The following is an 18,982-nucleotide window of genomic DNA, read 5'->3' as shown; positions in this document are numbered from 1 at the left end:
AAGAATTATGATAAATATCAAGTAACATAGAAAGATCAGATGATACTAGAAAAGGAAGAGATATGATGCGAAAAGTAGCACCGATTTTAAAACCAATCGCAGTGTTAACCATTTCCACAATCGTGGCAACTGCAACCGGCGTAGTTAATAGCTCAAGTTATCGGGCTCCTAGCTCAAACTCCACGCCGCCAACTACAGAAGAAACGACACCAACCAGTTCGTCATTACCAAACACCCAGTCAACAGAGACAGGGGCCGAAACAACGGATTCAACAACTTATGAAACACCTACAAGTAGTTCAAAAGATAATTTTGGTGTAATTGATTCTGGTTCAGAGAATAACGATACGAATAACCAAACACCAACCACGAATTCCTCTGCAACGGAAGATGATGCCACTACAACTAGTGATGCGACTGGAAATGATACCACGCCGGAAGCAGAGACAGCGAATTCGCAGGACGACGTTGCAACACAAAAAGCGGGAACGCAAATGAGTAATCAGCAAGCAGGTGAGAATCAATGACATTTTTATTAGATTTGATTAATGGTGTGCACAAATTTTTAGGCTATTTGGATATTAGTCCAAAATATTTGAATCGAGGATACACGATTTTAAGCGTGATTCCAACGATGTATTTATTGCGAATCATTTTTGGTTTGTGGCAAAATCAGAATTATTTACAGTTTTTCCTTTATGGAATTGTTTTTTTAGTTTTAGTTTATTTTATCGTTTTAAACATCTTCTATTACTTTTTTGACAAAAACTCGAAAGCAGATGTCACACAAGTGTTCGTTAAGTACTTGCCAGATGAAGCTTTCAATATTCAAACGGAAGGTGGCATTCAAACTGGAAACACACTTCAATCAGTAGATACAGAAGAAGTGACTGTTGACTATAATGAAGATTATCAACTGCAATTGGCTGAAAATATGAGTTATTTGATTGCAGAGGGTCAAATCAAGGTTAATGATCTTGGTCGAATGGATGGTTTTTTAGTTGATCGTAATACGTTATATCCATATTATTACGTCAAAAAAGTAAGTGAACAAGAATATGTCTTGAAGATTGGAAAAAACTATTCAGAGTTAGTTGAGGTCGGCAAAATTCATGCAAAAGCTGGTCAGGAAACAATTAATCCGGTAGGGCTTTTTATTGTTGGTGGTGATTTCGTGAAAGATGGTCTGCGCTACCATGAGCCATATCGTCTAAAATTGATAGCGAAAAAAGAGCAACTGCAAGCAGCTACAGGAGAGCCTGTTGTTTACAGTCGAAGCCAGCGTCGAAAACATTCATAAAAGAAGTGAGACTTGCTAGTAAAGAATTTCCAAAAGAAAGCAGATTGTTTCTTTTGGAAAGTGGCAAGTTTTTCTTTTTTTATGCCTAAAATCGAAAACACAGAGGTCACTAAAAATGACACTTTTTCTTTTCTTTATTCTGTAAAAAATGTAGAATAAAAGGTAAGCATAATCTTATGTTATCAGTTTTATTTTTAAATGAACAAAGAGAATAAAAAACGAATGCAAAGAAAAAAGGAGGGATAGTGTGAAAAATTTTTTGAAAAACTGGGGCGTATTAATTCTCGTTTTGGCAGCTATTTTGCTAGCTAGAGTTTTTGTTTTTACACCAGTAACTGTCAATGGTCATTCGATGGATCCAACTTTGAGTGATGGACAACGATTGATTTCATCTAAAATTTCAAAATATGAACGTTTTGATATTATTACCACGAAAGAACCGGAAGACGAAGAACGGATGATCGTGAAACGAATAATTGGGATGCCTGGTGACACAGTGAAGATGGTCAATGACCAGCTGACAATCAATGGGAAAAAATATGATGAATCTTATTTGGATGAATACAAAGAAAAGTTTGCCGATGACAAATTGCAAAACGAGTATTCTTATAATGAGTCATTCCAAATTCAAGCAGAAAATTCGACAAATTTCACTAGTGATTTTGAGTACACGGTGCCGGAAGGAAATTATTTGGTTTTAGGCGATAATCGCTTGATTTCAAAAGATAGCCGAATTTTTGGTTTAGTTGATGAAAAATTGGTTCAGGGAAAAGTAGTTTTCCGTTATTGGCCGTTGACAGAAATTTCGTTGATTAGTTAAGGTTGTGGCGCAAAGTGATTAGCTTCAAGTGATAAGGAATCTTTTCTAAAAATAACTTTTCATATTTATGAAAAGAAAACTTATTACCGAAGAAGCTGCTTTGGGAACACCGAGAAAGAGGTTGTGAAAGAAGTGTTCAACTCCAATAAATAAGAATAAGTTTTCAGAAATTACTTCTCAAATTTTTGTGAAATTTAGGCTTATTTGGAAGGAGTTACTTCTTGAGCACCGAGGAGAAGGTTGTGGTTTCAAGCACTCAGCTTCGAAAAAATAAAGCGTTTAGCTTCAAGCAATACGAAGTTCTTTCAAAAAATAGCTATTCATTTTACGGAAAAATAATGATTGTAGAAAAGAGTGCAACCCGAAGGACGAAAGGTAAAACACAGCTAACGAAAAAGAGACTGAGACAAAACTAAAAATCCAGTCGTTCTTAACAGATAAAAAAAGCCTAAATCAACGTTTTCAAAAACGGGTTTTAGGCTTTTTTTCTATCCATTAGGCTACTTTTGCCCCAGCCCCTTTTTATTTCTGGCTAATAGCTAAGAACAAAGAAGCTAGTTGCCTCATAAAAAGGTTTTCTCCTTCATGGAAAGTTTCTAGCTTGAGGGGTGTTAGTCCAGCTTCTGCCAACAATTGCTCCAAAGGTTCTTGCTCAAATCCATTATGGACTTTTGGATGGTTGACTGCTTCATTTTTATTGAAGTCGACAATGAATAATTGACCGCCAGGGTTTAATAGTTCTGCTAGTTTTTTCAGAATCAATTTAGTATCGGGGATATGTAAAAGTACTAAAGATACCAGCAAAAGATCTGCTTTTTGACTCGGTAAATCCTTCGTCAAGTCTGCTAACTGAGTATGCACATTATTTAAGTGACTGTGAGTTATTTTTTGGTCAGCAACAGTTAACATTGCTTTAGAAGCATCCATGATCCAAGTTTCTTTGAATAACTTTGCCAAAGGTAAACTAACAAGTCCAGTACCGCCACCATAGTCAATAAAAACTTTTTGGTTTGTTTCTTTGGGTAAATTTTGACGAATTTCTGCACGAATAATTTCTGCGAGCGCCAATCTGTCAGGTGTGTCATAATGATTGGCCATTTGATTAAAAATATTTTCAGACATAGAAAGTCTCCTTTAACATCGTTGATAAGAAATTGATTGTAACATAAATTTTTTAGGTTAGCTGAAACAACGTTTATCGAGCTGTTTCAAATAAAAACAAGGAGAATCACTTCTTTGTTGAGATGGAATTAAGACAAATAAAAATGACTTTTCAAACTTATTTCAGTATGGTTAAAAATTGTCACTGTAAAAAATGATGAAAATCAAGTATAATACCTTAGGAACAAACTGGAAGGTGAACGGATAAATGGCACAACTTTTTTTTAAATATGGCGCAATGAATAGCGGCAAAACAATTGAGATTCTAAAAGTAGCGCATAACTACGAAGAACAAGGGAAAAATGTCGTATTAATGACCAGTGGTGTTGATACACGTGATGGGATTGGTGTAGTTTCAAGCCGAATTGGTTTGAAGCGAGAAGCCATACCAGTTTTTGAAGAAACAGATGTATTTGAATTGATTAGCCAAATGATTGATGAAGAAAGACCTTATTGTGTCTTGATTGATGAAGCGCAATTTTTGAAGAAGAAACATGTCATTGCGTTCACAAGAATTGTTGACGAACTAAATATTCCAGTTATGGCATTTGGTTTGAAAAATGATTTTCGAAATGAGTTATTTGAAGGATCAAAATACTTATTGCTTTATGCAGACAAGATTGAAGAAATGAAAACAATCTGTTGGTTCTGTCACAAAAAAGCAATCATGAATTTACATTATATCGACGATCAGCCTGTTTATGAAGGGGATCAAGTCCAAATTGGTGGAAATGAAGCTTACTATCCAGTATGTAGACATCATTATTTTCACCCACCAGTTATCAAAGAAGGAGAATAAGCATGTACGATCAATTACAATCAATTGAAGACCGTTATGAAGAACTGGGTGAGTTACTGAGTGACCCAGAAGTAATTACGGATACAAAACGCTTCATGGAATTATCAAAAGAAGAAGCAAACACACGCGAAACAGTTGAAGTTTATCGTCGTTATAAAGAAGTTGTCCAAGGAATTTCTGATACGGAAGAACTTTTAGGCGAAAAGCTTGATGATGAAATGGCTGAAATGGCAAAAGAAGAGTTATCAGATCTAAAAAAAGAAAAAGAAGTTTTAGAAGACCGCATTAAAATCTTACTTTTACCAAAAGATCCTAATGATGATAAAAATATCATCATGGAAATTCGCGGCGCTGCTGGCGGGGACGAAGCAGCCTTGTTCGCAGGTGATTTATTCAATATGTACCAAAAATATGCAGAAGCACAAGGTTGGAAAACCGAAGTGATGGAAGCGAATATTACTGGTATTGGCGGATACAAAGAAGTGATCATGATGATTACGGGCGAAAACGTGTATTCAAAACTAAAATATGAAAGTGGCGCACACCGCGTACAACGTGTGCCATCAACTGAATCACAAGGGCGCATCCATACATCAACAGCTACAGTTGTTGTTATGCCAGAAGCAGAAGAAGTTGAAATTGATATTGAAGACAAAGACATTCGTACAGATATTTATCATGCATCTGGTGCCGGTGGACAGCACGTCAATAAAACGGCATCTGCTGTTCGTTTGACTCACTTACCAACAGGAATCGTGGTCGCAATGCAGGACGAACGTTCACAGTTGAAGAACCGAGAAAAAGCAATGAAAATTCTACGTGCACGTGTGTATGATAAAATTCAACAAGAAGCACAAAGTGAGTATGATGCAACTAGAAAATCAGCTGTTGGTACAGGTGATCGTTCAGAGCGTATTCGTACGTATAACTTCCCTCAAAATCGAGTAACCGATCATCGAATCGGTTTAACGATCCAAAAATTAGATCAAATTTTAGCTGGAAAATTAGATGAAATCGTAGACGCCTTGATTATGTATGATCAAACTTCTAAACTGGAAGCTATGCAAAATGGATAAGAAAACATATCGAGAAGCCTTGTTAGGGGCTTCTTCTTTTTTAGAGGCGCAAGGCAAAGAAGGTTATAGTATCCAATTCTTGTTTCTGGAAAGAAAACAATGGCAAAAATTAGATTGGTTATTGCATATGAATGAGGTGATTTCAGAAGCTGACCAGCTCTTGATCCAAACGGATATGAAATTATTGCTGGAAAATCATCCCCCCCAATATTTACTGGGCTATGCAGATTTTTATGGTCATCGACTAAAAGTAACGGAGGCAACTCTTATTCCACGCCCAGAAACAGAAGAACTGGTGGACTGGTGTTTGGCGGAAGTAGCTGGTTCTGAACAAGCCGTTATTGACATTGGAACGGGAACAGGTGCAATTGCCATTAGTTTAAAGGCTGAAAGACCAGGATGGCAAGTTTCGGCAGTAGACTTATCTGCGTCTGCCCTGGATGTCGCAAAAGAAAATGCTGAAAAAGAACAAGCTGAAATCGATTTTTATCTCGGTGATACATTGGAGCCGGTCTTAGATCAACGTTTTGACATAATTATTTCTAATCCACCATATATTAGTCACAAAGAATGGGATTTAATGGATGAAAGTGTTCGAACGTTTGAGCCTAAAATGGCATTATTTGCAGAAGCTGATGGCTTAGCGATTTATCGGAAAATTGCGAGGGAAGCACCAGACGTCTTGACTGAAGAAGGAAAGATTTTTCTTGAAATTGGTTTTCGTCAAGGAGAGGCAGTCCAAAACATCTTTCAACAGGCATTTCCGCATAAAACGGTCATAGTAAAAAAAGATCTATCTGGAAATGAACGAATGATTCAAGTTTATTAACAGGTCTGTGGATGAAAAAATTTTTTAGTGTTTTTTTATGATAAAAAAACACTGATATAACAGTTAAAAAAGCGATTTTAAAACTTATCAACATACTTATCCACTATTGACAAATAACTTATCAACAATTTGGGGATAACCTGAGGATAAATCGTTAAAAATCAAGGATTTTCAAAAAAAAGGATGTGGATAAACTGTGGAAACAAAACGATATAATGAATCAGAATTGAAAGAAGCGGCCCAAGCATTACGCGATGGCTCACTGGTGGCTTTTCCTACAGAAACGGTCTACGGATTAGGTGCTAATGCACTTTTACCCGATTCAGTTGCGAAAGTATTTACAGTGAAAGGACGACCACAAGATAATCCATTGATCATTCATGTTGCTTCGTTTGACCAAGTAAAAGAATATGTGGATAACTTTCATCCTGCAACAGCTAAAATTGTTGAAAATTTCTGGCCTGGCCCGTTGACGATGATTTTTGAAATCAAAAAGAACAAGTTACCAAGTGTCGTAACAGGTGGCTTATCCACAGCTGCTTTTCGAATGCCAGATAACAAAAAAACACTTGAAGTTATTCGCCAAGCGGGTGTGCCTTTAGTAGGACCAAGTGCAAACACGTCAGGTAAGCCAAGTCCAACAACGGCAGATCATGTGTACCACGATTTACATGGGAAAATTACTGGAATCATCGAGGATGGAGCAACTCGAATTGGGGTAGAATCAACCGTGATTGATTTAAGTAATCCTGATGCAGTACCAATGATTTTACGACCAGGTGCAGTAACCAAAGAGCAATTGGAAGAAGTTGTAGGAGAAGTTTCTGTTGACAAGCATTTAGTGAAAGAATCGGAGACACCGAAAGCACCAGGAATGAAATATAAACATTATTCACCTGACACAAAAGTCCTGATGGTTCATGATAATGATTGGGCAGATGCTATCCAATGGGCAAAAAATAAAGGGTTCAGAACAGGCGTGATTGCTGGACCAAAAATTGCAGAAGAGACACGATTTGATACGGCAGCTGTATATATGTTTCATGATGATTCTATTGAAGCTGCGGCAAAAGGTTTGTTTGCAGGTCTACGCGGTTTAGATGAACCACTGCTTGGATTGGACTTGATTTTTGTTCAAGTTTTCCCTAACGAAGGGTTAGGTGTCGCTTACATGAACCGTTTGAAAAAAGCGGCGGCTCAAAATTATTTTGAAAAATAGTCTAATACTTTTTACGATGAATTTTTAGTATGATACAATGCAGTATACTAGTTAAAAGGAGCTGTTGTTTGTGGTAGACTACAAAACGTTTGACCCTGATCTATGGAATGCAATTGCACGTGAGGAAGAGCGACAAGAAAATAATTTGGAGCTGATTGCTTCTGAAAATGTTGTTTCTGAAGCGGTGATGGCAGCACAAGGAAGTATTTTAACAAACAAATACGCTGAGGGATATCCTGGACATCGTTACTATGGCGGTTGTGAATTTGTTGATATCGTGGAAAATTTAGCAATTGACCGTGCCAAAGAATTATTTGGTGCCAAATTTGCAAATGTTCAACCACATTCTGGTTCACAAGCAAATACTGCGGCATACCTTGCCTTGGTAGAACCTGGTGATACGATTTTAGGTATGGATCTTTCTGCAGGTGGACATTTAACACATGGATCACCAGTAAATTTCAGTGGGAAAACGTATCATTTTGTGGCTTACGGCGTTGATCCAACAACAGAAGTCATTGACTACAATGTTGTACGAATTTTAGCACGAAAACATCATCCAAAATTAATTGTTGCGGGTGCTAGTGCTTATGGAAGAGAAATTGATTTTGCGAAATTCAGAGAAATTGCTGATGAAGTCGGCGCAAAATTAATGGTTGATATGGCACATATTGCTGGTTTAGTAGCTGCTGGTGTTCATCCTAGCCCAGTACCATATGCTGATATTACAACAACAACAACGCATAAAACACTTCGCGGTCCACGTGGTGGAATGATTTTAACAAACAGTGAAGAATTAGCGAAAAAAATCAATAGTGCTGTCTTCCCAGGAATCCAAGGTGGTCCATTGGAGCATGTGATTGCTGGAAAAGCGGCTGCCTTTAAAGAAGCTTTGACACCAGAGTTCAAAGAGTATAGCGAACAAGTTGTTGCCAATGCTAAAGCGATGGTCAAAGTGTTCAATCAAGCAACGGGTACGCGTGTTATTTCAGGTGCCACTGATAATCATTTGATGCTAATCGATGTTCGTGAGATGGATCTTAATGGGAAGGAAGCAGAAGCAATTTTAGATAGTGTGAATATCACAGTAAATAAAAACTCAATTCCATTTGAAACATTAAGCCCGTTCAAGACAAGCGGTATCCGAATTGGGACACCTGCAATCACTACACGTGGCTTCAAAGAAGAAGACGCAGCTCAAGTAGCTGAACTTGTTGTGAAAGCTTTACAATCAAAAGGTGACGATGCCCAGTTAGACGAAGTAAAACAAGGCGTTCGTGAGTTGACTCAAAAATATCCTTTGTATTCAAAATAAATTTTAAGGTAAAACTATTTGGTAGATTGTGACACAAAATGCTTAGCTCCGACAAGATAGTGAGCAAACACGCAACTTTTCATATTTTGAGGAGTAGGCAAACTATATCGAGGAGTTGTTTTGGGAACACCGTGGATAAGGTTGTGAAAGAAGTGTTCAACTCCAATAAATAAGAATAAATTTTCAGAAATTGCTTCTCAAATTTTTGTGAAATTTAGGCTTATTTGGAAGGAGTTACTTCTTGAACACCGTTTATTCGTAAAAAGGAGTTATGACAAGAGTTTTGTCATAACTCCTTTTTTGCGAAAAACTTTTTTAATACGTTGGTTGAACAGATGACAGTTGAGTGTATTCTCATAGAGAAAAAAGCAATTGGAAGAGAATGAGGATTTGATAAAGTTGAAGCGACTTCCTCAAAAATTTGACTGATTATTTTTAAACAAATTAAACTAGACTATGATTTTCTTCCGGAAAAAGGCAACTCGGACTAGCTAAACTGATAATTTTGTTTTAAAATAAAAAAGAAACGACAGAACAAAGGAGAGCTAAAAATGGGCAAATTTCAAGTGATCGACCATCCATTAATTCAACACAAACTGACTATTATTCGAGACAAAAACTGCGGAACAAAGGTTTTTCGTGAAGTTGTCGATGAAATCGCTATGTTAATGGCGTATGAAGTATCACGTGATATGCCACTAGAAGATATCGTCATTGAAACACCAATTACAGAATCAACACAAAAAACATTGTCTGGAAAAAAAGTAGCAATCGTACCAATCTTGCGTGCAGGTATTGGAATGGTTGATGGAATTTTAGAACTGATTCCTGCTGCTAAAGTTGGCCATATTGGTTTATATCGTGATGAAGAAACATTAGAACCACACGAATATTTCGTTAAATTACCTGAAGACATCGACGTACGTCAATTATTTGTTGTTGATCCAATGTTAGCAACTGGTGGCTCAGCAATCATGGCTATTGATGCTTTGAAAGCACGTGGCGCATCAAACATTAAATTTGTTTGTCTTGTTGCTGCACCAGAAGGCGTGAAAGCTTTACAAGAAGCACACCCTGATATTGATATCTACACAGCAGCTCTTGATGAAAAATTAAATGAACAAGGGTACATCGTTCCTGGTTTAGGGGATGCTGGTGACCGTTTATTTGGAACAAAATAGTTAAAGGCTATAAGTTCAAATTTAGTTAAGAAATAAAAGATACCATTCTCTTTCTAATACGGAGGGAATGGTATCTTTTATTTTATCTAATGAATCAAAATGGTTTTAAATAACTTCTTTTAAAATTAAAAAAACATACATTCTTTATTTTATCTATATTGACTGTCTTGTTTTTCTGTTGGTATAATTATTTTAGAATTAAAATTCTATATAAAAATAACGGGAGGTATAGTTTTGAAAAACGTGGTGTTTCGTAATGGCTTGTTAGCAGGCGTATTGTTATCGACGTTATTGTTAACAAGTACGGTAAGTGGACAAGTAATACAGGGGAATGAAAGCGCAATCTCTGGCAGTGCTCTGTTGAAAGAGAAGGGTTGGAAAGTCGAAGTTGCTAACTGGCAAGAGCTAAAAGATGCTTTAAGTGATGAGTACGTTTCAGATATCACATTAGCGAATGATTTGACATTAGAGTCAACTGTAGCGATTCAGGGAGGAGAAAAACATATTCATGGAAACGGTCATACATTAGATGCGAATTCTTATCAAATATATTTTAATGAAGATTCGTCAATCGGGTCCATTGATAGTGCAACGATTATCAACACAGATATTTATGGCTTATTGTGGAGTGACAATCAAAATGTGCAAATTACATATGAAAATATTACCCATAGTGGGAAGCAAATGATTTACTTACCAAACGGGAAATTGATTCTAGCTGGAAAAGTTAGTAGTCATTCGGATACAGAGGAAGTTTTTCAAGGAAAAGAAATAGAATTAACGACGGGTGCAGAAGTTTTATTTGAAAACGACTCTACTCTTTGGGCGCCAGTGTCAATGGATTATGACCAAGCGAAATTAACGATTGGAACAGGTGCAAGCTTTACATTAAATTCTAGTTCAATTGGCATTTATGGCGGAACTAATTTTATATTGACAAATCAAGGAGATTTGGAAGTTACCTCAAAGCTACATCAAGCAATTCATTTAGCTTCAAAGAGTAAAATGAATTTTGAAGCAGGAAGTAGTACGAAGGCAAATGGCGGAGACACAATTGAAGAAGCAGTTGAAGCCACTTCAGGAAGTATATTTGTACGAACAGGTGCAGATTTTGTTGCAGAAAGTAAAGGGACACAAGGAACTTTGATCGCAGGTGAAAAGATTGTGTTTGAAGATGGCGCAAATTTCTCAATTACAAATCATAATAAAAATGGAGTTGTCATGGGTTCTTACACGACTCCAACAGATGTCAGCATTGCTTCGACCAGAGGAATCAATACTTGGAATTTGGGAAATAGTGAAGCAAGCCAGCCAGATAAAGTGTACCAGAAAACAACAGCTACTTTTACGTTGTCAGGCTATCTATCGAGTGTGAAACAAACGAACATGCAATCAAGTAATGCAGATTTTTCGAGTACATATGTCACAGGACAAACAAGTAAAATTCAAGGTGGAACTTACGTCGGAGAAAAAATTGATGCACCTGTTTTTAACGTTGTGAATGACAAAGATAAGCAGTTAACTGGTCTTGGTACACCAGGAGCAACAATTAATGCTTACGTAGACGGCGTGCTGCTTGGAACTGGAGTAGTAGGGGCAGATGGTCGCTGGACAATCTCGATTGAGCCACAAGCAGAAGGAACAAAAATTGATGTGAATCAAGTTGTTGACGGAAACGAAAGTGAGTTTGTTTCACAAGTCGTTAGTCATTTGGATCAAACAGTTAACTTTTTTAAATTAGGTTACTGGCAAGGATATGGTCTGATTTTAGAAGGTTCAATTGATAACGGAAGCTTAGACTTAACAAATAAAGATGCTGTGAAGAAAACGCTTCATCTAACAGCAACGGATGGAACAGAGGTCGGAACGTTTGCTTGTGCAAACCATGATTGGTACAACACTGGCGTTTTCAATGGCTATCAAGCAATTGTTGAAGATACAGTGCTAGCTGGGCTAGAACCAGGCGAATATAAATTAAGTATCACACTTGAAGTAGGCGACTTTAAAGAAACACAAGACTTAAATGTCGCAAGTGCTGTTCGTGATAACTATGCGCACATCTTTACTGAAATTCCAGAAACAACCGTTGGTAGTCACACCATTGCGCCATTAGATAAAGATGGCATTGGCTATTTAGTCGTAAAATAAATGATAACGTACAATAACTTGCAGAGTTAACAAAATACTTAGCAAATCAACTATTTCTTGGAGGAAAGAATAATGATAAAAAAAGCAATTTATTTTTCCGTGACATTATTCACTTGCGCAGTGATGATGAACGGAAGTGTTGGCTTAGCACAAACAATTTCGAATGCTGAGAGACAAAATGAAATTGAAGTGTATAAAGGATTAGCAGAAGTGTCTACTCCTGAACAGTTAAAGGCTGCTCTGATTGACAGTTCGATTACAGAAATTAGTTTGCAAAATGATCTGGACTTAAAAGAAACGATTTTAGCTAATGCTAAAAATAAAACGATTTATGGCAATAACCATAAAATCAATGCCAATCTATTTCAAATAAAGGTCACTGTTGAAGATGCCCAGATAGCATTAAAAGATATAAAAATTGAAAATACCGATAACTATGGGGTATTTTGGAGCGATCAACCTAACGTTGTATTGAATGTTGAGAATGTTGATTTTGAAAATGGGCATCAATTTACTTACTTGCCTTCTGGTGAATTACAAGTTGCAGGAAACTTTAAATGTGTTTCCAATTTAGAAGAGGCATTTCAAGGGAATAAACTAACAATTTTACCGAATGCAATTGCAGATATGCGTGCAAGAGTGGGCTATCCTAATCCCGCAACAAATGGAATTGATATGATCGGTACGAATCCAAATGTTACGATTGGGGAAAATGCTTCTTTAAACGTTCAAGGTACACTTCACGGAATACACAACAATTCAAATCTGACATTGACTAATGAAGGAGCGTTAGAAGTTCATGGATTTGGTGGTTCTGCCATTAGTGTTGATAATAATAGTTCTGTACATTTTGCATCTGGAAGTACCTCAAAAATAAGTGGCAGTACAGGAATTGTTGGAAAAAACACCGATATTACAGTAAAAAATGGCGCTACTTTTGAAGCGATTGGTACAAAAGCACAGGGAACAATTATGAGTAATGGAAAAATTATTTTTGAAGAAGGAGCTAACTTTAAAATTGTAAATAATAATAGTCAAAAATTAGGAACTATTTTTGGGAGCAATATTGGTGGAAAAGCAACTATCCAACTGAATTCTAAGGAAGGTGTAAAAACTTGGGTGCGTGGTCGGGCGCTTCTTCAAACACCAGATCAAATTTATGCTGAACCAGTTGAAGCAGAATTTTCACTTACTGGAATTGGCAGTACTGCTGTTCAGGAAATGATTTCCTCTTCAAACGAAGATTTTTCGGCTGGTTTTATGGCGAATCAAGTAGGAAAAATAATTGGCGGTTCATTCGTTAATGATGATACACCGTGGCTTTTATTGCCACCTACTATTCAAAGCGAAGTAACATCTGTTGATGACAAGTTACAAGGAACAGGTTTCAAAGGAGCAACAGTTATTGCAAAAGTAAACAATGTTGAAATTGGAAGGACAACTGTTGACGAAGATAAACAATGGGTAATGGACATTCCTGCACAGCTAACGGGCACTATTATTGAAGTTCATCAAGAATATAATGATAAGGTCAGCCTAAATATAACTGTTAACGTTAAATAAAAAAACGTTGAGAAAGAGTACTAAATAAAAACTGGGCTCTCACTGTCAAGAGAGTCCAGTTTTTTATGCGATAGGCTATTGTTAACGATTTAAATGGGGTGAACGGTAACGAGTACAGTATCACCAATCTCCTTTTTGATTTTCTTTCGAATTTCTTTTTTTATACCGAGAATATAGCAAATGCTGCCGTCTTCATTCTTCACTCCCATGTTTACAATACTTCCTTGATAATCTTCACCATCAAAAGTAGCATGGACTTTTATACGCCCTTGATGAAATTCTTTTCGGAGGTCGTAAGGAAAGATAACGTAGGCCCCACCTTTGCCAGCTTCAGAACAATAAATTTTTGATTCAAACTGATAACTTTTCATCATAGTAAACTTCCTTTTGCTGTGAGGTATTTTTCAATATAAAATAAATAAGTGATTTTTGCTATAAAAAAGAGCCTAAGACAAGTGAATGCCCAAGACTCTTGCATTTGTTTAGTTGCGGCCAAGTACTTTGTGCCACAACTTCATTCACGGTGTTCAAGAAGTAACTCCTTCCAAATAAGCCTAAATTTTACAAAAATTTGGGAAGCAATTTCCGAAAATTTATTCTTATTTGTTGGAGCAGGTCACTTCTTTCACAACCTTTTTATGCCAGCTGCAGGAATCGAACCTGTGACCTACGCGTTACGAGTGCGTTGCTCTACCGACTGAGCTAAGCTGGCAAATGCCAAAGAAATTATAAACCCAATCTTAATGAATGTAAAGAGATATTCGTAGATTTTATCAATTTCATGATTTTTTTCATAAAATGTGCTATAATTGTAATGAAAGGCAGGTTTTATGAAATGGCAACTTTTGGAAAATTTGATACACATGTCGTCCCGTCAGAATTGGGTGAAAAATTTACAATTGACACTCACGTCACTTTTACAGTACATGGAAAGCCACAAACTGGCACGATTTCAAAGCAGCTTAAGAATTCTGCAGTGGTTGAAATTGATGAAACTGCTGAAAATGCCAACCTGATGACCCAAAGCAAAGGCGTAGTTATTATTAATTACAAACAATTACAAAAAATTTAGTCATGAACCATCTCGTACCAGTGAGATGGTTTTTTCTATGTCTTTTTATAAAATAAAAAAGAGACTAGGATTTATTTTTATCCCAGCCTCGTTAAAAAAATTTGTATTGATTGACGTATGTTTTAGTGAGAATCAATTTGATGAGGTTTCATTTTCTCTGTTTCACGAATGATATAAATAGGACGACGCTTGGTTTCATGGAAAATTTTCCCAATATATTTGCCAATAATACCAAGGCACAACAACTGGATTCCACCGATGAATAAGGTAATTGAAACCATAGAAGGCCAACCAGATGTGGGATCGCCGAATAAAAGAGCGCGAACAATGATAAATAAAATTGCAATCCCTGAACCGATACAAGAAAGTGCGCCAATTAATGCAGCTAAGGTAAGCGGTGCATCAGAAAAGTTGATGATGCCATCAATCGAATAACTTAACAGCTTCCAAAAAGACCATGAAGTTTCTCCAGCTACACGTTCACGATTTTCATAAGAAATATATTCTGTTTTAAAACCAACCCAGCTGAATAAGCCTTTAGAAAAACGATTGTATTCTGTTAATTCTAAAACAGCATTGACCATTTGACGCGTCATCAAACGAAAATCGCGGGCGCCATCCACCATTTCAGTATCACTGATTCGGTTAATCAATTGATAGAATTTTTTGGCAAAAAAGCTACGGATCACGGGTTCACCTTCCCGAGTAGATCGTCTTGTTCCGATGCAATCAACATCAGAGGTCAAGATACGTTCAATCATTTCTGGTAACAATTCAGGCGGGTCTTGCAAATCAACATCCATGACGGTGACTAAATCACCTGTTGCAGCTTGCAAGCCAGCATATAATGCAGCTTCTTTTCCAAAATTTCTGGAAAATGAGACGAACCGCACGGAATCATAGGCATTAGCTAATTCTTTGATGACAGGTAAGGTCTGATCTTTGGACCCGTCATCAATAAACAAGTATTCAAAAGTATAAGTTCCACGATATTTTTCAACTTCTTGGAAAAAGAGTGGAATTGCTGCTTCTTCATTAAAGCAGGGTACGACGATAGAGACTTTCATTCGTTTGTTCCTTTCTGTTGCTCAACAACTAGTACTTGGTTAGTTGATAAGTTGAGTATTATGCTTTTTAGTGATATGTCTAGTGTAGCATTTCATTCAAAATTAAAAAAATTTTTCTTTAAAGAAATTGCTAAAAAACAGGAAGAAAGCTCCTTCCAGTTGCAATTTTACCTGAGATAGTAGATGATGAAGCAAACTTTTGAAATAGTTTTAAAGATTATTTTTTACATACAATTCTAAGGAGGAAAGTCTACCACACATCTGTTGAGTAGGCACAAAGAAAATCATGAAGATGAACACAATTGTTGGGGATCTTTGGTTTGACGCAGACGAAAAAGGAGTAACAAAAGTTAGCTTTACTTTGATTGAAGAGAGCGAAAATGCTAATCAAGAAATCTTGAATTTAGCCAAAGAACAATTTACAGAATATTTTGCTGAAAAGCGAGAAGCGTTTACAGTTCCATTATCGATTAAAACAGGTACGGCATTTCAGCAAGATGTTTGGCAAGCATTAATCAATATTCCTTATGGCGAAACTCGTAGTTACAAAGAAGTTGCTCAGGCAATTGACAACCCGAAAGCAGTGCGCGCAATTGGGCAAGCTAATCGAGTAAATCCTCTGCCAATTATTGTCCCTTGCCATCGAGTAATCGGCCATAATGGTCAGTTAACGGGCTACATGGGCAATGGAGAAGAAGGGTTAGCCAAGAAACGTAAATTGCTTTTATTAGAAAAAATTCTTTCAGAATAAAGATGAATAGAAAAAGTTAGAGGCACAAAAAAAGTATGTCAGAAAGATTCTGACATACTTTTTCTCCTGTTTTATTGTAAGCGAGGATTTTTATAGGCGAATGAGCCAAATCAAACCTACCGCTAAAATCGTTTGACAAAGACCTACGGCAAGACCATAAGATAAAAATCGTGGACCTTCTTTCATAAATTTGACAAAGTCTAAACGAAGACCAATGGCAGCTAGCGCAGTGATTTCAAACCAAGTGCTGATAAAATGTGCAGTGTGATCAATCACAGTCGGTAGCGTGAACACGCTATTGACTAGGCAAAATGCTAGAAACCCTAAGACATACCATGGTAGTGGTAATTTTCTTTTATTCACATCTTGAAGATTTTGAACAAAGTTTTCGGGGTGTTTACGAACCATTACTTTTTCAAAAATATAGACTACAACTACGAGTAATACAATACGTAAGATTTTGAAGAGCATTGAAAATTGAACAACAGAAGCATCTAAAAAGCTAGCTCCGGCAACAACTTGACCGACAGATTGAAGTGTTCCACCTAAAAGTGCACTTTTTTCGATGAGATTAGCACCGAAAAGCTGAAGACCTAAAAATGGTAAAGTCAACATCATTACGGTTCCTAATAAGTTAACTAACGTAATGATTTGTCCTTTTTCTTCTTCGTCAGCGCGAATGCTTGGCCCAATCGCTGCGATGGCAGACGAACCACAGACTGCGTTACCACCTGCCATCATCAATGAAGCAGTATCAGAAAATAATAATTTTTTCCCGATAAAGTATGCTGCCAAGATTGTCCCTGTCATTTGTAAAAGAATAAAAAAGATTCCTTTGACGCCAATTTGCGCAATCGTTTGAACAGTTACTGTTGCGCCTAATAAGAAAACAGAACATTCAAGCAAGAAACTTTCTGCAAACTTTGTCCCAGTAGCTAATACTGGCTGTTTGAACAACGTGTTTCCTAAAAGAATCCCTAATAAGATAGCAATTGTTGCCCCTCCTAATGTAGGTAAAAAAATAGCTAAAACACGACTAATGGCTGCGACAATGATTGACAATCCTAGACCAGGTGCAATCTGTTTGAAGCGAGCCATCGCTGTTTTATTTTGGTGTATTGATAAATTATTCATGAATCAGAATCCTTCCTAGTAATATTTTAACTGATAGCTGTATTATAGAGAGAAAATAACTATTTGTAAAATTGATAATTACTATATTTATGATTATGTTTTGTAATGTTAAGGCTAACAAGTTACAATAGTAAAAAAGAAATAGAAAGAAGTGAACGTAATGTTTGAATGGATTCAGACATTTTTAGTTGTTTATGAAACACAGAATTTTAGTATTGCGGCAGAGCGATTGTTCATCTCACAGCCGACAGTATCTTCACAAATCAAAAAGTTAGAAGATCGGTTAGAGATTCAATTGTTTTTGAGAAATGGCAAGCAGAAAATTACAGCAACTAAAGAAGCTGATTTTTTATATCCTAAATTTTTAGCAGTCATGAATGAATTATTTACTTCGGTTGCCCAAGCTGCCAAAAAAGATAACTTTAAAGAAAATTGTGTCATTGCTTGTTCTCATACGACCGCAATTTATTTGTTACCCAAAGTAATGAAATCTTTAGTTGAAACTTTTCCGTTAATTGATTTCAGTATTAACATGATGAATTCAAACGAGGTTGCTTTGGCTGTTCAAGCTGGGCACGCGGACATTGGTTTGTTGGAGAAGCCGTTAGCAACAAATGATATTCGTAAAGAAATCATCTTAGAAGACCAATTGGTTTTGGCTGGTGATGCTGAAGCAGCGCATTGGTTAATTCGTGAAGAAGATTCTGGTATACGTTTCTTTAATGAATTATACTTGAATGAGTTTGATTTACATCCACAAATCATCTATGTGAACAATAATGAACTGTTATTACAACTGATTCGTGAAGGTGTTGGAAAATCAATCGTGTCATCATTATCGATTACAGAGGATATGAAGTGGCAACCGCTAGGTAATTTTTTACAAAAGAGGGATATTTTTATTGTAGCTGGTCATAGTAGTACAAACTCCCTACTTCCAGACGTCTACGATTGGCTGAAGCAGAAGCTAAAAACATTCTTTCATGAAAAAGAAATCAAGCAGAGAAAAGGTGAGAACAATGAAATTTTTGATTGAAACGATTAAACCAGAGGATTATTCAGCGACTAAGAGAATGGTTTATGAGGCATTTTTAACGGCAGAGCATCGAGATGGCGATGAGCATGAATTGATTGAGCGATTAAGAGGAACTGAGGCGTATGTTCCAGAGTTAGAAGTAGTGGCGAAAAAAGAAAATCAAATAGTTGGCTATGGACTACTGACAAAAATCAATATCTTATCTGAAGATTCAGCATACCAAGCATTAGTACTTGCGCCATTAGCAGTTAGTTCAACTTGTCAGCATCAAGGAGTGGGTGCTGCAATTCTTCGAGAACTCGAAATACGAGCGAAACGATTAGGCTATGTGGCAATCAGTATTTTAGGTGAACCTGCGTATTATCAAAAATTTGGGTACTTCCCAGCAAGTCAAGCCCAAATTCGTTTGCCTTTCGATGTGCCCGACGCGTACTCTTTGATAAAATTTATTGGAGAAAAACCAGTGAAAACTGCTGGTGTCATTCAATATTCATCGGCTTTTGGAATTTAG

The 18,982-nt window shown here is 36.7% G+C and carries 19 protein-coding genes and 1 tRNA gene; 15 read left to right on the top strand and 5 right to left on the bottom strand.

All coding sequences use genetic code 11. The features are described 5' to 3' along the window. The first annotated feature begins 65 nt into the window (after positions 1–65). From IGJ76_RS11010 to lepB, 3 genes are all read left to right on the top strand, one after another. Positions 66–527 carry a hypothetical protein gene (locus IGJ76_RS11010; RefSeq protein ID WP_067482825.1) on the top strand — a complete coding sequence of 154 codons (462 nt, stop codon included), beginning with the start codon at positions 66–68 and terminating at the stop codon, positions 525–527. Then, the gene (locus IGJ76_RS11005; protein ID WP_071869103.1) at positions 524–1,300 is read left to right on the top strand and encodes a DUF6681 family protein; all 777 of its coding nucleotides are present in this window, start codon (positions 524–526) and stop codon (positions 1,298–1,300) included. Before IGJ76_RS11010 ends, IGJ76_RS11005 begins: the two co-directional genes overlap by 4 nt. 247 nt (positions 1,301–1,547) lie before the next feature. After that, the gene (lepB, locus tag IGJ76_RS11000; protein WP_067482821.1) at positions 1,548–2,120 is read left to right on the top strand and encodes a signal peptidase I; all 573 of its coding nucleotides are present in this window, start codon (positions 1,548–1,550) and stop codon (positions 2,118–2,120) included. A 522-nt stretch (positions 2,121–2,642) separates the two neighbouring features. Here the strand turns inward: lepB and IGJ76_RS10995 are convergent. Further along, positions 2,643–3,242, bottom strand: coding sequence for a class I SAM-dependent methyltransferase (locus tag IGJ76_RS10995; RefSeq protein ID WP_430596625.1), 600 nt, complete (start codon positions 3,240–3,242; stop codon positions 2,643–2,645). Between the two features lie 247 nt (positions 3,243–3,489). On the opposite strand from IGJ76_RS10995, the gene IGJ76_RS10990 reads away from it, so the two are divergent. The 8 genes from IGJ76_RS10990 to IGJ76_RS10955 all read left to right on the top strand — a co-directional run bounded on the left by IGJ76_RS10990 (position 3,490) and on the right by IGJ76_RS10955 (position 13,411). Further along, positions 3,490–4,080 carry a thymidine kinase gene (locus tag IGJ76_RS10990; RefSeq protein ID WP_067482815.1) on the top strand — a complete coding sequence of 197 codons (591 nt, stop codon included), beginning with the start codon at positions 3,490–3,492 and terminating at the stop codon, positions 4,078–4,080. Positions 4,081–4,082: 2 nt separating this feature from the next. Continuing rightward, positions 4,083–5,156: a peptide chain release factor 1 gene (prfA, locus tag IGJ76_RS10985; RefSeq protein WP_067482813.1), complete on the top strand. Its 1,074-nt coding sequence runs from the start codon at positions 4,083–4,085 to the stop codon at positions 5,154–5,156. Then, entirely contained in the window at positions 5,149–5,985 is an 837-nt protein-coding gene (prmC, locus tag IGJ76_RS10980; RefSeq protein WP_368027070.1) for a peptide chain release factor N(5)-glutamine methyltransferase, read from the top strand. The genes prfA and prmC overlap by 8 nt, the downstream gene beginning before the upstream one ends. Before the next feature lie 196 nt (positions 5,986–6,181). Next, a complete protein-coding gene (locus IGJ76_RS10975; protein WP_067482809.1) occupies positions 6,182–7,204 on the top strand; it encodes an L-threonylcarbamoyladenylate synthase in 1,023 nt (340 codons plus the stop codon). Positions 7,205–7,274: 70 nt separating this feature from the next. After that, complete coding sequence (gene glyA / locus IGJ76_RS10970; protein ID WP_075491261.1) at positions 7,275–8,519, top strand: serine hydroxymethyltransferase; 1,245 nt, start codon at positions 7,275–7,277, stop codon at positions 8,517–8,519. A 551-nt stretch (positions 8,520–9,070) separates the two neighbouring features. Further along, the gene (gene upp / locus IGJ76_RS10965) at positions 9,071–9,700 is read left to right on the top strand and encodes a uracil phosphoribosyltransferase (RefSeq protein ID WP_067482804.1); all 630 of its coding nucleotides are present in this window, start codon (positions 9,071–9,073) and stop codon (positions 9,698–9,700) included. A gap of 243 nt (positions 9,701–9,943) precedes the next feature. After that, entirely contained in the window at positions 9,944–11,848 is a 1,905-nt protein-coding gene (locus IGJ76_RS10960) for a pectate lyase-like adhesive domain-containing protein (protein ID WP_430596848.1), read from the top strand. 72 nt (positions 11,849–11,920) lie between these two features. Further along, positions 11,921–13,411: a pectate lyase-like adhesive domain-containing protein gene (locus IGJ76_RS10955; RefSeq protein ID WP_430596624.1), complete on the top strand. Its 1,491-nt coding sequence runs from the start codon at positions 11,921–11,923 to the stop codon at positions 13,409–13,411. Between the two features lie 89 nt (positions 13,412–13,500). Here the strand turns inward: IGJ76_RS10955 and IGJ76_RS10950 are convergent, their stop codons facing one another. Both IGJ76_RS10950 and IGJ76_RS10945 read right to left on the bottom strand, forming a co-directional pair. Then, positions 13,501–13,782 carry a DUF1905 domain-containing protein gene (locus IGJ76_RS10950; RefSeq protein WP_082294022.1) on the bottom strand — a complete coding sequence of 94 codons (282 nt, stop codon included), beginning with the start codon at positions 13,780–13,782 and terminating at the stop codon, positions 13,501–13,503. Positions 13,783–14,050: 268 nt separating this feature from the next. Beyond that, positions 14,051–14,123 (bottom strand) — tRNA-Thr (locus IGJ76_RS10945). A gap of 123 nt (positions 14,124–14,246) precedes the next feature. Between IGJ76_RS10945 and IGJ76_RS10940 the strand changes: the two genes are divergently transcribed. Continuing rightward, on the top strand, positions 14,247–14,483 hold the full coding sequence (locus IGJ76_RS10940; protein ID WP_067482796.1) for a hypothetical protein: 237 nt from the start codon (positions 14,247–14,249) through the stop codon (positions 14,481–14,483). A gap of 122 nt (positions 14,484–14,605) precedes the next feature. Here the strand turns inward: IGJ76_RS10940 and IGJ76_RS10935 are convergent, their stop codons facing one another. After that, positions 14,606–15,550 (bottom strand): glycosyltransferase family 2 protein, encoded by a 945-nt coding sequence (locus IGJ76_RS10935; protein WP_271015825.1) that lies wholly within the window; start codon positions 15,548–15,550, stop codon positions 14,606–14,608. A 286-nt stretch (positions 15,551–15,836) separates the two neighbouring features. Here IGJ76_RS10935 and IGJ76_RS10930 point away from each other — a divergent pair, with 286 nt between their 5' ends. Next, positions 15,837–16,301: a methylated-DNA--[protein]-cysteine S-methyltransferase gene (locus IGJ76_RS10930; protein ID WP_067482792.1), complete on the top strand. Its 465-nt coding sequence runs from the start codon at positions 15,837–15,839 to the stop codon at positions 16,299–16,301. A 90-nt stretch (positions 16,302–16,391) separates the two neighbouring features. Here IGJ76_RS10930 and IGJ76_RS10925 read toward each other — a convergent pair whose 3' ends face one another. Then, on the bottom strand, positions 16,392–17,435 hold the full coding sequence (locus IGJ76_RS10925; protein ID WP_071869096.1) for a YeiH family protein: 1,044 nt from the start codon (positions 17,433–17,435) through the stop codon (positions 16,392–16,394). Between the two features lie 160 nt (positions 17,436–17,595). Here IGJ76_RS10925 and IGJ76_RS10920 point away from each other — a divergent pair, with 160 nt between their 5' ends. Together IGJ76_RS10920 and IGJ76_RS10915 are read left to right on the top strand one after the other, a co-directional pair. Continuing rightward, a complete protein-coding gene (locus IGJ76_RS10920; RefSeq protein WP_067482783.1) occupies positions 17,596–18,471 on the top strand; it encodes a LysR family transcriptional regulator in 876 nt (291 codons plus the stop codon). Beyond that, positions 18,455–18,982, top strand: coding sequence for a GNAT family N-acetyltransferase (locus tag IGJ76_RS10915; protein WP_430596623.1), 528 nt, complete (start codon positions 18,455–18,457; stop codon positions 18,980–18,982). The genes IGJ76_RS10920 and IGJ76_RS10915 overlap by 17 nt, the downstream gene beginning before the upstream one ends.

The sequence above is a fragment of the Enterococcus sp. DIV0175 genome, from assembly GCF_050529075.1.
Taxonomy (GTDB): domain Bacteria; phylum Bacillota; class Bacilli; order Lactobacillales; family Enterococcaceae; genus Enterococcus_B; species Enterococcus_B thailandicus.
Note: the sequence above shows the minus strand (reverse complement) of the source record. Positions and strands in the feature narration are given on the sequence as shown.

Coding starts and splice junctions, on each gene's coding strand:
- IGJ76_RS11010 (WP_067482825.1), top strand. CDS start 66: ATGCGAAAAGTAGCACCGATTTTAAAACCAATCGCAGTGTTAACCATT.
- IGJ76_RS11005 (WP_071869103.1), top strand. CDS start 524: ATGACATTTTTATTAGATTTGATTAATGGTGTGCACAAATTTTTAGGC.
- IGJ76_RS10995 (WP_430596625.1), bottom strand. CDS start 3,242: ATGTCTGAAAATATTTTTAATCAAATGGCCAATCATTATGACACACCT.
- IGJ76_RS10990 (WP_067482815.1), top strand. CDS start 3,490: ATGGCACAACTTTTTTTTAAATATGGCGCAATGAATAGCGGCAAAACA.
- prfA (WP_067482813.1), top strand. CDS start 4,083: ATGTACGATCAATTACAATCAATTGAAGACCGTTATGAAGAACTGGGT.
- prmC (WP_368027070.1), top strand. CDS start 5,149: ATGGATAAGAAAACATATCGAGAAGCCTTGTTAGGGGCTTCTTCTTTT.
- upp (WP_067482804.1), top strand. CDS start 9,071: ATGGGCAAATTTCAAGTGATCGACCATCCATTAATTCAACACAAACTG.
- IGJ76_RS10955 (WP_430596624.1), top strand. CDS start 11,921: ATGATAAAAAAAGCAATTTATTTTTCCGTGACATTATTCACTTGCGCA.
- IGJ76_RS10950 (WP_082294022.1), bottom strand. CDS start 13,782: ATGAAAAGTTATCAGTTTGAATCAAAAATTTATTGTTCTGAAGCTGGC.
- IGJ76_RS10940 (WP_067482796.1), top strand. CDS start 14,247: ATGGCAACTTTTGGAAAATTTGATACACATGTCGTCCCGTCAGAATTG.
- IGJ76_RS10935 (WP_271015825.1), bottom strand. CDS start 15,550: ATGAAAGTCTCTATCGTCGTACCCTGCTTTAATGAAGAAGCAGCAATT.
- IGJ76_RS10930 (WP_067482792.1), top strand. CDS start 15,837: ATGAAGATGAACACAATTGTTGGGGATCTTTGGTTTGACGCAGACGAA.
- IGJ76_RS10925 (WP_071869096.1), bottom strand. CDS start 17,435: ATGAATAATTTATCAATACACCAAAATAAAACAGCGATGGCTCGCTTC.
- IGJ76_RS10920 (WP_067482783.1), top strand. CDS start 17,596: ATGTTTGAATGGATTCAGACATTTTTAGTTGTTTATGAAACACAGAAT.
- IGJ76_RS10915 (WP_430596623.1), top strand. CDS start 18,455: ATGAAATTTTTGATTGAAACGATTAAACCAGAGGATTATTCAGCGACT.